General features: G+C 40.0%; 10 protein-coding genes. 4 read left to right on the top strand and 6 right to left on the bottom strand.

Annotated features, from left to right (window positions below):
* The first annotated feature begins 162 nt into the window (after window positions 1–162).
* Together BMZ41_RS04225 and BMZ41_RS04220 are read left to right on the top strand one after the other, a co-directional pair.
* Window positions 163–2,358, top strand: a complete 2,196-nt coding sequence (locus BMZ41_RS04225) for an EAL domain-containing protein (RefSeq protein WP_090527114.1) — start codon at window positions 163–165, stop codon at window positions 2,356–2,358.
* A 97-nt stretch (window positions 2,359–2,455) separates the two neighbouring features.
* Complete coding sequence (locus BMZ41_RS04220; protein WP_090527112.1) at window positions 2,456–4,456, top strand: right-handed parallel beta-helix repeat-containing protein; 2,001 nt, start codon at window positions 2,456–2,458, stop codon at window positions 4,454–4,456.
* A gap of 18 nt (window positions 4,457–4,474) precedes the next feature.
* Here BMZ41_RS04220 and BMZ41_RS04215 read toward each other — a convergent pair whose 3' ends face one another.
* Window positions 4,475–5,845 (bottom strand): MATE family efflux transporter, encoded by a 1,371-nt coding sequence (locus BMZ41_RS04215; protein ID WP_090527110.1) that lies wholly within the window; start codon window positions 5,843–5,845, stop codon window positions 4,475–4,477.
* Between the two features lie 233 nt (window positions 5,846–6,078).
* Between BMZ41_RS04215 and BMZ41_RS04210 the strand changes: the two genes are divergently transcribed.
* Window positions 6,079–7,980, top strand: coding sequence for an EAL domain-containing protein (locus tag BMZ41_RS04210; RefSeq protein ID WP_090527108.1), 1,902 nt, complete (start codon window positions 6,079–6,081; stop codon window positions 7,978–7,980).
* A gap of 56 nt (window positions 7,981–8,036) precedes the next feature.
* Here the strand turns inward: BMZ41_RS04210 and BMZ41_RS04205 are convergent, their stop codons facing one another.
* The 5 genes from BMZ41_RS04205 to pdxR form a co-directional block, all read right to left on the bottom strand.
* The gene (locus tag BMZ41_RS04205; RefSeq protein ID WP_090527106.1) at window positions 8,037–9,551 is read right to left on the bottom strand and encodes a sodium/proline symporter; all 1,515 of its coding nucleotides are present in this window, start codon (window positions 9,549–9,551) and stop codon (window positions 8,037–8,039) included.
* 19 nt (window positions 9,552–9,570) lie between these two features.
* Window positions 9,571–10,323: an amino acid ABC transporter ATP-binding protein gene (locus tag BMZ41_RS04200; protein WP_090527103.1), complete on the bottom strand. Its 753-nt coding sequence runs from the start codon at window positions 10,321–10,323 to the stop codon at window positions 9,571–9,573.
* An 11-nt stretch (window positions 10,324–10,334) separates the two neighbouring features.
* A complete protein-coding gene (locus BMZ41_RS04195; protein WP_090171360.1) occupies window positions 10,335–10,991 on the bottom strand; it encodes an amino acid ABC transporter permease in 657 nt (218 codons plus the stop codon).
* 15 nt (window positions 10,992–11,006) lie between these two features.
* Complete coding sequence (locus tag BMZ41_RS04190; RefSeq protein ID WP_090171364.1) at window positions 11,007–11,843, bottom strand: transporter substrate-binding domain-containing protein; 837 nt, start codon at window positions 11,841–11,843, stop codon at window positions 11,007–11,009.
* Window positions 11,844–11,906: 63 nt separating this feature from the next.
* Window positions 11,907–13,211 carry a MocR-like pyridoxine biosynthesis transcription factor PdxR gene (gene pdxR / locus BMZ41_RS04185; protein ID WP_090527101.1) on the bottom strand — a complete coding sequence of 435 codons (1,305 nt, stop codon included), beginning with the start codon at window positions 13,209–13,211 and terminating at the stop codon, window positions 11,907–11,909.
* A gap of 120 nt (window positions 13,212–13,331) precedes the next feature.
* On the opposite strand from pdxR, the gene BMZ41_RS04180 reads away from it, so the two are divergent.
* A complete protein-coding gene (locus BMZ41_RS04180; RefSeq protein WP_090171370.1) occupies window positions 13,332–13,892 on the top strand; it encodes an ECF transporter S component in 561 nt (186 codons plus the stop codon).
* Window positions 13,893–14,369: the final 477 nt, after the last annotated feature.

The following is a 14,369-nucleotide window of genomic DNA, read 5'->3' as shown; positions in this document are numbered from 1 at the left end:
CCACATCTTTATCTGCTTAGCACTTTAAACTGCTAAAAACTCGTAGGAAGTATTATAGCAAGATATAACTTTTCTTGCAATCACAGATTTTTCTCAATCGTTTGTTATATTAGATTTGGAATATTGTAAGACTGTGTATTACAAACAAATGGAGGAGCTTCCTTGGGTGGGCTAAAGTTTAGAAAAGTAATACAAAAAGCTATTTTAAGCACAGTAACTGTGCTTTGTTTTGCTGTGCTCTTTGTCAGCTCTGAGGCTGCATCTTCAAAGGATACGCTAATTGTAGGTGTGCCTACAGACCGCTGTCCTATGTTCTATATAGATAATGTATCCGAGGAAACTGTAGGTATAGGTGTAGATTTAATTCGAGAAGTAGCCAAAGAAGCTGGCTATGACATAATCATAAAGAATATCACCGAAGGTAACATGAAAGACGCTCTTGATAGCGCTGAATACGATGTTATTATGCCTTTTGGCAGTGCTATTACCAGCACTTCCGGAATGAACGCCATCGTTACTGAAAATCTGATGGAAATTCCGTTTACTCTTGTAACTACTAAGAACTCTTCTCTTCCTACTCTGAATACTGTAAGAGTAGGTATGCCAGCATCTCTAAAGGGTGTAGCTGAAACTGTTCATGAGCTTTATCCCGGAATGAAGATTGTATTTTATGATGATATAAGGGGCGGTGTTAAAGGTCTTCAAAAGGGTGAGGTGGATGCTCTTCTTAACAACTCCTACGTATGGAGCTATGTTCTTCAGAAGCCATCTTATGTCAATTTACACGTTCAGCCTTCTGCTATGTTTTCTATGGGATTTAAGGCAGGCACTTTGGATACTCCTAGAGGACAAGAAATAATAGACAGACTGAATATGGGAATATCTCGTTTGGAGGAAACCAAGACTGAAGCCATTATCTTAGATTACACCACACGTCGCCTATATCATTATGATCTTTGGGATTATATGTACCAATATGGTGCCTTTATTATTCTTGGCATCCTTCTTTTTGCGGCAGTAATAGGAACCATGGTTTTCAGACAACGTTCTATCACTCTTATGCAGGAGGAAAGACTACGCCTTCTGATAGATCACGATGAGCTTACAGGTGCTTACAGTATGAATGGATTCAGAAAACGTGTAGAGGAAATTCTGAGAGAAAATCCTTCTGTTCCATACTTTATTTCCTACAACAATATAGTAGATTTTAAATTTATAAACGACAGCTTTGGAAAAGAAACGGGCGATAAGCTACTGAAATACTGGGTTAAGATTTCAAAGAATATATTATCTGAGGATGAGGCAATTGGACGAGTTACTGCTGACCAGTTTGTAGTTCTTCGCAGAATCGAAGGTAATGAAAAGATTTATGAGGATGAACAGGATGTAGTAGAGCCAGTAAACAATTTCCTTATTAGTCAGGGTAAAAATTTCAAGGTACAACTCTGCAGTGGTATTTATGTACTTACTCCAGATGACCTCCAAAATATAGATGTCGACCACATGATAGATTTTGCAAGAATAGCTGAGCGCAAACTTCGTGAATCAGGTAAAACGGGATTTGAATTCTACAACCTGAATCAATGGGAAACCAAAAAGCGTACGGTAGATATTGTTGGCCATCTATCCTCTGCAATTGAAGCAGAAGAAATTCAGGTTTGGTACCAGCCACAGGTAAATTTCGAAAGCAACACCATCATTGGTGCTGAAGCACTTTGTCGCTGGGCTCACGGCAATCTGGGTTGGATTAGTCCTGGAGAATTTATCCCTGCTCTGGAAAACTCCGGAAAAATCTATGAGCTGGACTGCTATGTATGGGAAAAAGTATGCAAAGATCTTCATCGCTGGAACAATTTAGGAAAGCGCATGACTGTTTCTGTGAACGTATCACGAAGTGATATTTCAGAGAATCCAGATATCCATCTACTGTTCATGGATTTGATTCGCAAATACGAATTAACTCCTGACCAGCTACATATAGAAATTACAGAATCCGCCTATGTAAAAGACTCAAAACTACTCATCCTAACAACGGAAAATCTTCGCTCAAACGGATTCCTTGTTGAAATGGATGATTTTGGCAGCGGTTATTCTTCTCTAAACATGTTAAAGGAGCTTCCAGTTGACCGTGTAAAACTGGATTTACGTTTCCTGTCATCAGAAGGATTTGAAGAAAAAGGACAGATTATTTTGACCTATCTGATTCAGATGATCCAGTTGCTTGGCATGGACCTTTTGGCTGAAGGTGTGGAAACTCTGGATCAGGCCATGTTCCTTAAGAGCAAGGATTGTCTTGAAATGCAGGGCTACTACTTCCACAAACCAATGAGTGTCATAGATTTCGAGGAATTAATTTAGTTTACCCCCTAAAAATCAAAACTTTCTAGGTATTTTCAGGCATCAATATAGTTGATAATTATATTATCGAATTGACCGAAAGGAGCTTTACTAGATTATGAAATACTATGTTGATGCCAAGGCTTTCCGCGATGGAGACTGCTCCAAGGAAAGACCTTTTAAGAATATTGGAGATGCTGCAAATATCGCTGTAGCAGGTGACGAGATTATTGTTGCCAGCGGTGTTTACCGCGAAAAGGTTACTCCAAGAAATGCCGGTACAGAGGATGCGCCTATCGTATACCGCTCAGAGGAAAAGCTGGGCGCTGTTATCACAGGCGCTGAGGAGCTTTCAGGCTGGAATAAATTGGAAGGAAATGTATGGACAGTACGCGTAAATAACGGTGTGTTCGCTGATTACAATCCATATACCACACGTGTATACGGAGACTGGTACTTCTCTCCTGCCATCAGACACACTGGTGCAGTTTTCCTCAACGACAAAATGATGTACGAGTGCGATTCCCTTGATGACTGCAAAAAGGGAGAGGCAAATCCATTTGCATGGAACAAAGAGGAAGCATCTTATCTTTGGTTCACAGAGCAGGATTCTGAAAAAGACGAGACTATCCTTTATGCTAACTTTCAGGGTCTTGATCCTAATAAAGAAAATGTTGAAATTCTTGTCCGCCGTAACTGCTTCATGCCAGACGAAAACGGCATAAACTACATCACAGTCAGTGGCTTTAACATCAATAAGGCTGCTACCACATGGGCTCCACCTGCTGCATATCAGGATGGTATGATTGGACCACACTGGAGCAAGGGATGGATTATCGAGGACTGTGAGATTTACGGAAGCCGTTGCTGCGGTATTTCTTTGGGTAAATATCTCGACCCAGAAAACGACATGTACTTTACTGTTAAAAAGGTAAAGAGCCCTACACAGATGGAGCGCGACGCTGTTTGCCGTGGTCAGTATCATGGCTGGCTCAAGGAAAATATTGGACATCATATCATCAGAAGATGTCACATTCACCACTGCGAGCAGACGGGTATCGTTGGTAGAATGGGTGGAGTATTCTCTACAATTGAGGACTGTCACATCCACCACATCTGCAACTCACAGCAGCTTGGTGGCGCAGAGACAGCTGGTATCAAATTACACGCTGCCATCGACGTAACTATTAGAAGAAACCACATACACAACAACATCATGGGTGTTTGGCTTGATTGGGAGGCACAGGGTGCAAGAGTCACAAGAAACCTTATGCACGACAACTGCCGTCCTGATGGAATCAAGCAGGCAGATGGTGCCATGTTCAACACTGATGTGTTCGTAGAGGTAGGTCATGGTCCTACACTTATCGACAACAACCTGCTTCTCTCTCCTGTAGCTATCACAATCCCTAGTGAGGGTATTGCATGTGTACACAACCTTATTCTTGGAAGCTTTAGCTTAATCAACTCAGGAGTAGATAGCATTATAAACGGACAGCGTGAGCCTCGCTACACTCCATACCACATCCAACACAGGACAGAGGTTGCAGGCTTCATGACAATTCTTCACGGAGATGACCGTATATACAATAATATTTTTGTACAGCATTATCCTATTACAGATAGCACAAAGACTGCAGCTGATGCAGATTATCAGGCAGTAGGCACTGCACCATTTGATATTTTCCCTACATATGATGACTGGTATGAGCCATTTGCTCCAGATACAGATCCTGATATGGGTGGTCTTGCCGAGGCACACTTCGGACATCTTCCAGTATGGATTGACGGAAATGTATATCTTAACGGTGCCAACATTTATAAGAACGAAATTCATCGCTTAGAAAAGCAGTCTTATAATCCTAAGATTCTTTTAACAGAAAAGGATGGAAAATGGTATTTAAAGAGTGAGCTTGCAAATGTGCTTGAGGATTTCAGTGTAAACATCATCACTACACAGTCTCTTGGACTTGCATTTGAGCCAGAGCAGGCATTTGAAAGACCTGATGGAACACCAATCACATTTGGCAAGGATTACTTCGGAAATCACCGTATTATCCCACCAGTTCCAGGACCATTTGCAGATTACAGTGACAAAGATCTTTTAGTATATGCATAAAAAAAAGAGTTTTGGAGGTTATGAAACCTCCAAAACTCTTTTCATTTTTATTGATGGTAACAAATATTTAAACATCGCATATGCGTTAATAACAAGTGCGCCTATCCATGCACTGATTTCCGCATAAGCGGTAGCTCTGAAACCGATACGGCTCATAAGTAATGAAATCACTGCAGTTCTTAAAACCATCTCCATAATTCCAGAAACCATAGGAAGCATTGGTTTTCCCATTCCCTGAACTGCTGCTCTTACTATAAACAAAAAATTCAGGAAAATAAGCATTATTCCACAGGTTGGAAGGAAGATACACACAAGGTCAATCTGTTCCTTACCTGAAAGAAGCACTCTGGCCAAATTGGCTGGGAATAATATCATTACACCGCCTAAAACCACATAGAATACTGTTACAATCTTTAGGCCAAACTTGATACCATCGACTATTCGCTCATATTTCTTTGCACCATAGTTCTGGCTTGTATAAGCGCTGATAGCATTTGCCATTGTACCTGCTGGATTCATAAAGAGATTCAGGTATTTACTACAAGCCGCATACGCTGCAGTGTACACTACTCCGTATCCATTTACAAAATACTGAACAACCATGCATCCAATAGCTGTAATGGAGTTCATAAGTGCCATTGGAAGACCGTTTGAGATAAGCAGTAACCATACTCTCTGGTTGTTTGCAAAATCTGCTCTTGATAACCTAATCATCTCAATAGAAAACAGCTTTCTAAGACAAATACATACCGAAACAATCTGAGCAATAATAGTAGCGATTGCTGCCCCCTCAACCCCCATCTTGAATACAAAAATGAATAAGCTGTCCAGACAAAGGTTTGTGACTGATGAAACAATAATGGAATGTAGTGGTGTCTGACTGTCTCCAAGGGAACGAAGCACAGCTGCTGAAATATTGTAGGTAATACCTACAAACAAACCACCAAACAGTATATATCCATACTTGAGACTGTCCTGAAAAATAATAGGATCAGTACGTAAATAAGTTAATGCATTAGGCAAAAACAATACACTGAATATTGTAAGACCTACTGCCAAAATCACTCCCAATTGAATAGTGCCTGCTAATCTGTGATGTAGCTCATCAAAATCCTTTGCGCCAAAGCTCTGAGCTATCATAATACCAAAGCCGTTTGCCAAGCCAAAGGAAAAACCAACTATTAGGAAAAACAACGAACCCATATTACCAACTGCTGCAAGAGCATTATCACTTATACCCCTTCCTACAATCATAGAATCCACGAAGTTGTAAAGCTGCTGACACATACTGGTCATAAGCAATGGCCAGAAAAACCGTAAAATCAAGCCTGCTGGCTTTCCATCAGTGAAATCAATGGTCTTACTCTTTGAAATTGTAGAACTCTTCATACCTTATATCATCCTTCTCTTCTTTATCTTTGAACATATTATTAGATGGTACAAAATAAATCTATTTAATATTTGATTTAATCGTGTTCAATTTTTGATAATTATGTAAAACTCTTACGATTCTTTTCTTTATATGGGCATAATAATACTACGTTTTGTTCACAAATAAAGTGTATCATCAGATTAGTGGTGATAGTGGCTGATAGTATGCTTAGTATTTGGAAGGACCCCCTATGGTTTGGACTTTTAGTTATGCAATCCCTAGCTTAATGATAATGGCAGTATTAATCGGTCATTACGTTTCACTACCAAGATTGCCAGTAAAGAAAAATCTCATATTTGTATACCTTACATCTGCAATATGTCTATGTATGTCCTTAGACATTATTTCTTCCTGGGCAGATATGCATGATGAGTTCTATCATGATGCTTTTCTTTATGTCTTGAATAGTGCCTATTTTGTTGCCTTCTTTGCATGTGCCTTCCTTTTTCATATATTTACAGCCAATGTTTTAAATGTAACTTTATATGAACACGGATTTAAACGCTACCTGATTACATTGCCAATGATTTTTGGTGATATCATTGTAGTGACCAGTTTCTGGACACATTGGTTTTATTACATAGATGATGAGGGCTATCACTCCAGTGTATTATACAATGTTCTTTATTTTATCTATGCTATATATATCCTCTTGTCGTTCCTTCTTATTATCAAGCAGCGACATCTACTAATTAGGCGCAGGGAATGGGAAATTCTTGTTGGCTGTAATACGATGCTTTCTATTGGGCTTTTTGTCAGATATGCTTTCCCAAGCCTGCTTTTGATGAATATCTTTACCCTTACATCGTTTATAGTACTCTTTTTAGGATTTGAAAATCCTGATTTATACCTAATTGAAAGAACATTTATTTTCAACAGGGTTGGCTTAAGGGATTACATAACAGAGCTTTATAATAAAAAATCTATTAATGCATTAGTGTTTGGTATTAAAAATTTTACAGATAAGCTGGAGCTCTATGGTCTTGCCCAAACAAATCAGGGTCTGTATTTGATACAAAACTACCTCAGGAAGGAATTTCCTTCTAATCTGATATTCTACAATGATGCAGGTAGTTTTATAATCTTTGGCTCCAAGCCTTCTGAATGGCCACAGATTTACTCAAAGCTACTATACAGATTCCAGCAGCCATGGATTTCCATGAATACAGAAATATACTGGGATATAGGTGGAACTGCCATTACTCTGACCGAAAAGAACTTACCTGTGGATATCCTGCTTCGTATTTTTAACATCGCATATTCTAATCCAAACAAAATTATTGATAACGAGCTTATAACTATAGAAAATGCTGATGTCAATAATATCGTTGCCCAAAACGACATGAAGCATTCTTTGGAATTTGCTATTGATAACAATGAAGTGGAAGTATTCCTCCAGCCAATCGTAAACAGCAAAACAGGTAAGGTGGTAGGCGCTGAAGCTCTTTCTAGAATCAGAAATTCATCAGGTGATTTACTTTATCCTGGAGAATTCATTCCTATCGCTGAAAGAAACGGTAAAATCAATCAGCTTGGAAGGCAGGTATTCAGAATGTGCTGTGAATACGCAAACCTTCCAGAATTCAGGACACTTGGTCTTTCATTTATAAATGTAAATCTGTCACCTATACAACTAATGAAAAATGATTTGGAGCAAAGTCTTTCCACAATTGTCAGAGATCATAATCTGGATGCTGAATTCATTCATCTAGAAATCACAGAGGAGGCATTTGTAGATGAATACATGATTGAAAAACAAATTGCCTTACTTAATAAAGGCGGTTTTAGATTTGTTTTAGATGATTATGGCACAGGCTATTCAAACATGTATCGCCTACGCAAAACACCATTTATAAATATTAAGCTGGATAAAACTCTTGTGTGGGATTACTGCAAAAAGCCTGGCGAAATTCTTCCAAATGAAATAACAGCCTTTAAAAAGAGTGGATTTGAAATCACAGCGGAGGGAATCGAAAATGCAGAGATGGCCATAAAAATGCGTGATATAGGCTGTGATTATCTGCAAGGCTTCTATTACTCAAAGCCTATACCATTTGATGATTTTATAAAATACGTAAATGAACAAAAATAAGAGCCAGCTGAGTATCATTTTAAAAGATACTTAACTGGCTCTTTTATTATGCCTTTTTACTTGATTGATTCGAACTCTTCTACTATCTCCTTTTCTGGAGCTGGTGTAAGAAGGCTTACTACCACGCAAAGGATTAAAGCTATGATGAATGCTGGCAAAAGCTCGTAAATACCAAAGATTCCACCCATTGGCTTTATACCAAACTTCCATACAAATATCATTACACCACCGCCAATCATACCTGCAATAGCACCGTATTTATTTGCCCTCTTCCAGAACAACGCAAGAAGCATAATTGGTCCAAAGGCTGCACCAAAGCCTGCCCAGGCAAAGGATACAATACCAAATACTGAACTGTTTGGATCTCTTGCTATAATCACGCCTATGGTTGCAATAATAACCAATACCACCCTGGCCATAACCATCTGCATATGCTCAGAAAGGTTAATTCCAAATGTCTCGTGAAGAATGTTCTCAGATACAGATGATGAGGCTGCAAGCATCTGTGAATCGCAGGTAGACATTGTACATGCAAGGATTCCAGCTAAGATAACACCAGCTAAAAGAGATGCTATAAAGCTATGCTCCGCCAGCGTCTGTGCAATAATAACAATAGCTCTCTCAGAATCAGCAAGGTCTCCGATTGCTCCCTCATGCACCATTGTTCTTGTCATTACACCGATGAAGATAGCTACTCCCATGGCGATGAATACCCAAACGGTAGAAATGCGACGGCTGAGCTTAATCTTCTCTGGATCTTCGATAGCCATGAATCTAAGTAAGATGTGAGGCATTCCAAAATATCCAAGCCCCCATGCCATTGTGGAAATGATTGTGATGATACCACCGTAGGAAACTCGACTTCCAGCTGTAAAATCATGCATTGCTGTAAGGCTGATATATCCGTCTAAAGAGTTTGAATATGTGCTTACTGTTCCGATTCCATCAACTGTTGAAAGACCAAAGCAGACAACTGCGATAAGAGCTATTGTCATGATGATTGACTGGATGAAATCTGTTACAGATGCAGCCATAAATCCGCCTGTAGCTGTGTAGCCAATGATTACAGCTGCTGATGCTATCATGGCGATTGTATAATCAAGACCAAACAATGATGAGAAAAGCTTTCCACATGCTGCAAAGCCTGAGCCTACATATGGCACGAAGAAAACAACTATGATTAAAGAAGAAATAAGCATCAGTGTATGACTCTTATCTCTGAAACGATTCTCAAAGAAATCCGGTATTGTAACTGAATTATTCTTCTCAGAATACTTACGAAGTCTCTTAGCCACAAGCAGCCAGTTTACGTAGGTTCCAATTCCGAGTCCAAGTGCTGTCCAGAAAACATCGCAGATACCAGTGGCATAGGCTACACCTGGAAGTCCCATCAGAAGCCATGAAGACATGTCCGATGCCTCCGCACTCATGGCTGTTACAAAGGGGCCAAGCTTACGTCCGCCTAAATAATAATCTCCGACTGTGTGATTTTCCTTTGCAAATGTAGCTCCCATAATCAAAAGCGCTGCCAGATAAATCACTATCGCAATTACGATACCTAATGTTGCCATACAATTCTCCCTTCTTAAACTACTTTAAATAATTAGCCAAAAACTGTCTCGTCCTTTCATTCGAAGGATTATCTATGACCTGATCAGGGGTGCCTTCATCAGCGATAACGCCATCATCCATAAAGATGATTTTGTCAGAAACATCCCTGGCAAATCCGATTTCATGGGTAACAATAATCATTGTTGTGTGCTGCTCTGCAAGCTCCTTAATAACCTTGAGTACCTCACCTGTAAGCTCTGGGTCAAGAGCACTTGTAGGCTCGTCAAAGCAAAGAATATCTGGGCGAAGTGCCAGTGCTCTTGCAATAGCCACACGCTGCTGCTGTCCGCCTGAAAGTTGGTGTGGGTAATTGTTCATTCTATCCCCAAGCCCCATCTTTTCAAGAAGACGTTTGCCGTTTTCTATAATCTCCTCCTGAGACTTTCCCCTGCCCTCGAGCTTTGGAGCCAGAGTAACATTCTCTAAGGCTGTATACTGTGGAAACAGATTAAACTGCTGAAAAACCATTCCAAAGTGAAGTCTCTTCTCTCTTAAATCTCCATCCCTAAGTGGTCCATTTTTAGCATCAAATAGACAGTTACCATTTACAGTGATGGTACCCTCGTTAGGAGTCTCAAGGAAATTCAGGCAGCGAAGCAAGGTAGTCTTTCCTGAGCCAGAGCTACCAAGAATGGACAGAGTCTCACCCTTTTCCATGGAAAAAGAAATCCCCTTAAGAATCTCTGTATTATCAAATTTCTTTTTTAAATCATTAACCTCTAAAATTGCCATAACACTCCAAATTATTTAAAGTAATCAAGTTTCTTTTCAATGTATCCGAACAGCAATGTAAGTAATCCACTGAAAACAAGGTAGAATGCACCTGTGTAGAAAAGTGGCCAGATGATACCGGCGCTCTTGATGAATCGCTCGCCTTCCCAGATAATTTCGTAGAATGCAATAACTCTTGCAAGGGAAGTATCTTTTACAAGGGTGATTACCTCATTTGAAATAGGTGGAACGATTCTCTTCACTACCTGAAGAAGCACAATCTTAAAGAAGGTCTGAGACTTTGTAAGGCCTAGAACTGCCGCAGCCTCATACTGTCCCTTAGGAATAGACTGGATTCCGCCTCTGAAGATTTCACTGAAGTAGCAGGCATAGTTAAATACAAATGCTACCAGCGCTGCTGTAAATCTTCCGCCATCTCCTGAGCCCCAAAGATTTGTGCCAAAAAAGATACCTGGGCCGTAAAAAATAACCAAAAGCTGAAGCATAAGTGGAGTTCCTCTGACAACCCAGATAATAAATCTGATAGGCCATCTGATGATAGGACTCTTACTCATGGAGCCAAAGCTAATGATAAGTCCAAGCGGCAATGAAAATAAAAGTGTTAAACTAAACAATTTGAGGGTTCCTAAGAAACCCTCAAATAAAGACATCGTAACTGTTGTAAACATAATTCTTCCTTTGAATTACTGAGCCACTACTGCTTCCTGTACACCGTACTCTGTGGCAATGCCAGCCATTGTTCCATCATCGTAAAGTGCCTTGAGCTGCTCATTAATATATTTTGCTAAATCAGAACCCTTGCGGCAGCCAATGCCGTATTCCTCTGTTGTAAGCTCTATTGTGTGTGCAAGGTCTGGGTAGCTTGTGCCCTCGCCAATCATCGCACCAGCCATAAGGAGGTCAATGATGCAAGCATCTGATGTGCCAGCTGCTACTTCCATAACTGCATCAGCCTGAGACTTAACAGCTACATAGTTGAAACCGTTCTCCTCTGCTGCTGCCTCACCAGCTGAACCAGATTCTACTGCGAAGCTAAGCTCTGCTGCGTCCTCTGCTGTCTTGATAGCATCTGCCTTATCAGCAGGAACTACTACTACCTGAGCGTTGTTAAGGTATGCCTTTGAACATTCCATTGAGCTGGTAACCTCTGGCGTAAGTGTCATACCATTCCATACAACGTCGATTGACTTGTTCTGAAGCTCTAAAATTTTATTATCCCAATCAATCTCTACAAACTCTACTTCTACGCCTAAATTCTCAGCGACCTTCTTTGCCAAATCTGCGTCAAAGCCGATCCACTCTCCCCCATCGTCCTTATAGTCCATTGGAGCAAAATCTGTGATACCCACTAAAAGAGTACCTTTGCTCTGGATATAAGAAACATCACTCTCTGTGGATTCCTCAGCCTGCGAGCCTGATGTTGGTACTTCTGAATCATTAGGACCCTTTGAGCCACAGCCTACAAGTGCTGCAGCCATCATAGAAGCTGATAAAAGTAATGCAAGAATCTTTCTACTCATATTTATACTCTCCTCATGTTTTAGTTCCATTGCTTTATTACTTTATCACTCTACCACACTAAACTATTTTTGTAAACCTATATATAATTTTTTAATTGCCGCCTCCATTTCGCTTTCTTCGATAATCCCGCAGGACAGTAACAGGGTTGTGGATTCTTCTCCTTCATCTACAATGTATACATCCACTCCTGAGGCTTTGATTTTAGCAGAGAGATTAGGTTTATGGATAACAAGCCCTATCTCCATTCCACTGTTTCCCATATAGATTTCCGAATCATCTTTGAAATATTTTTTTAGCAGGTCATGGAATTTTTTTCTTTTATCCTCGTATAGTCTGGCAGTCTTTTTTATATGTCTGTTCAGGTGACCATCACGGAGGAACTGGGTCAGGGCAATCTGCTCTGCCTTTGATGCTGTCTGGTTATATAGGTTTTGTATCTGAGCGTATCGGTCACGATAACCTTTTGGAAGTATTAGAAAACTTATTCTCACACTAGGTAAAAGTATTCGAGAAAACGACCCTAAGAAAGCCACCCTGTCACCACCAGTCATGGCATATAAGCTGGGAGTCGGCTTGCTGGCAAACACGAACTCATTCTGATAGTCATCTTCTATTATGATATGATCATTTTTCTGGGCATGTTCAATCAATTCCCTTCGACGTTTCATAGTCATGATTTCTCCCCATTTTGTCATATAAGATGGGGTAACGTATATCACATGGCTTTCCTTGTTTCTGTATCTGACCTCATATCCACCATTACTAAATACAGCTGCTCCATCTGAGAAGTTTCTAGTTGGGAAAGAAATGCTCTTTTCCCCCTCTAACAACCCCATAAGAATAATTAGAAGGCTCTGGAAACCTGCACCGATTACTATATCCTCCGGTGAACAGATAATATTTCTGTTCTTTCTGACATAGCTGGCTATCTCCTCACGCAAATCATCCTCACCCTGATTCTTGGCATAAGTCAGCAATCTTTCTTCCTGTCTCAGAGCCGATTTCATATATCGTCTCCATAAATCCAGGCATGAACTTCTTTTATCTTCTCCGATTGTGGCAAGGTCGTACTTTGCCACAGGTTTGTTTGACTTCTTTTTTTCGAACCACTCTTTGGATTGCTTATGGCTTGATTTATCTATGGCAGAAAGCTGCTCTGCCATCTCTGAAACAAAGAAGCCAACCTTTTCCACAGAATAAATATATCCATCTGCAGCAAGCTGCATATATCCTGTTTCTACAGAGGTTCGACTCACATCTAAAATTCGCTCCGTTTCCCTCAAAGACGGGATTTTATCGCCCTTTTTCAGAGAACCTTTCTTCATCTCTTCAATATAGTAGTTATAGACCTTTTCATATACCTTCATATCTGTCCCCTATTTTTTATTTATTTTTGTCCATTTTTTAGGTATCAGTTTGGTGGTATTATAGCCCCAACAAAAAAAAAAAGAAAGCAATTTTTGAGGACGGACACTAGGAGGAACATCATGGATAGCTCAGCAACTCATTACTCAGCAAACAGAATTGAAACCAGAAAAGTTATTATCGCCGCACTGATGGCAGCACTCACCTGCGTAGGCACGATGATTATCAAAGTACCAACACCTACCATGGGCTACATTCACCCAGGCGATGGTTTTGTACTATTATCAGGACTACTCTTAGGACCTGTGTGGGGAGCGTTGGCCGCTGGGATTGGTTCCGCACTTTCAGATTTAATAGGTGGCTATTTCATTTATATTCCAGCCACATTCGTTATCAAGGCACTGACAGCTCTCGTAGGATACGTTGTATTCAAAGCAATCTCCAGAATCCTCAGTAATAAAACTGAGTTACCTACCCTAATTATTTCTGGAATCGCAGGCGAGGCTGTCATGGTGCTTGGATATTTTCTCTTTGAAATATTCATGCTGGCTATTGTAAATAAAACATCAGTATCGGCAGGCGTGATTGCGTCTTTAGCCGGCATTGTACCAAATATCATCCAGGGAGTATTTGGCGTAATCATAAGTACTGTTGTTTATCCTGTATTACGTAAGTTGGTGTAGTTCAAGACATTATTTAGGGACTTAGTCTTTTGGCTAAGTCCCTTTTTTTCTTCATCAGGCTTGTTACATTGTATATGGCTCTGCTCCTAGTCAAGAGCAAGCCCTTCGGGAGCTTCGCTCTCTTGACTCAGTACCAGATGCCATATAAATGGTAATCAAGCCCGCTGAAGAAATAGTGCTGTGGCACCACCACAGTACATTACGGAACATATTGTATTTAGGGCGATTTATTACGTAGTCGTTTTTCTTACTTTTAGTCTGATTACGGAAGAACATACTGCTATGACAATATTTTACGTAGTGATTTCATAGAATTAGACGTTCTGAGAAAAATATTTGTTTAAATCCTACGTAACAAATGCTGTAAATAGCTATATATTACGTAATTGCCTTGGAATTAAGGATTACAGCTACGGAAAAAGCAATGAATGAAGCCTGAAATTCCGTAAATAACATTTGATTTATGATTTTACAGTG

Source organism: Pseudobutyrivibrio sp. UC1225 (assembly GCF_900115215.1).
In the GTDB taxonomy this organism is placed as follows: domain Bacteria; phylum Bacillota; class Clostridia; order Lachnospirales; family Lachnospiraceae; genus Pseudobutyrivibrio.
The sequence above is the reverse complement of the archived record's forward strand: the minus strand, read 5'-3'. Positions and strand labels throughout refer to the sequence as shown.

Excerpts from the sequence above, each read along its gene's own strand:
- BMZ41_RS04220 (WP_090527112.1), top strand. The coding sequence starts at position 2,456 with ATGAAATACTATGTTGATGCCAAGGCTTTCCGCGATGGAGACTGCTCC.
- BMZ41_RS04215 (WP_090527110.1), bottom strand. The coding sequence starts at position 5,845 with ATGAAGAGTTCTACAATTTCAAAGAGTAAGACCATTGATTTCACTGAT.
- BMZ41_RS04210 (WP_090527108.1), top strand. The coding sequence starts at position 6,079 with ATGGTTTGGACTTTTAGTTATGCAATCCCTAGCTTAATGATAATGGCA.
- BMZ41_RS04205 (WP_090527106.1), bottom strand. The coding sequence starts at position 9,551 with ATGGCAACATTAGGTATCGTAATTGCGATAGTGATTTATCTGGCAGCG.
- BMZ41_RS04200 (WP_090527103.1), bottom strand. The coding sequence starts at position 10,323 with ATGGCAATTTTAGAGGTTAATGATTTAAAAAAGAAATTTGATAATACA.
- BMZ41_RS04195 (WP_090171360.1), bottom strand. The coding sequence starts at position 10,991 with ATGTTTACAACAGTTACGATGTCTTTATTTGAGGGTTTCTTAGGAACC.
- BMZ41_RS04190 (WP_090171364.1), bottom strand. The coding sequence starts at position 11,843 with ATGAGTAGAAAGATTCTTGCATTACTTTTATCAGCTTCTATGATGGCT.
- pdxR (WP_090527101.1), bottom strand. The coding sequence starts at position 13,211 with ATGAAGGTATATGAAAAGGTCTATAACTACTATATTGAAGAGATGAAG.
- BMZ41_RS04180 (WP_090171370.1), top strand. The coding sequence starts at position 13,332 with ATGGATAGCTCAGCAACTCATTACTCAGCAAACAGAATTGAAACCAGA.